The organism is Aquabacterium humicola (genome assembly GCF_030167915.1).
Lineage (GTDB): Bacteria > Pseudomonadota > Gammaproteobacteria > Burkholderiales > Burkholderiaceae_C > Pseudaquabacterium > Pseudaquabacterium humicola.
Genome location: NZ_JARGNB010000019.1, coordinates 18,851 through 19,073 on the forward strand (window position 1 = coordinate 18,851; position 223 = coordinate 19,073).

A 223-nucleotide genomic window follows, 5' to 3' on the forward strand; every position below is an offset into this window, starting at 1 on the left:
GAGCTTGCGCTCAGCGCTGCGGCATCCGCCTGCCCCACCTGGTACACCACGCTCTTGCCGAAGCGCGCTTCGGTGATGGTGAGGTTGCCGCTCGCATCCCAGCTCAGCGTGTAGCTCACGCCCGAGCCTTCGACCGAATGCTGTACGGCCTTGCTCGCCTTGCCGTTGGCAAGTGCGGCGGTCAGGTTGGCGCTGCCCAGGAAGGTCTCGATTTCGGCAACCG

At 65.9% G+C, this 223-nt stretch carries 1 protein-coding gene; it reads right to left on the minus strand.

The genetic code is table 11. The features are described from left to right. A partial coding sequence (locus tag P1K89_RS33465) for a hypothetical protein (protein ID WP_284620697.1) occupies positions 1-223 on the minus strand: 223 nt, incomplete at both ends.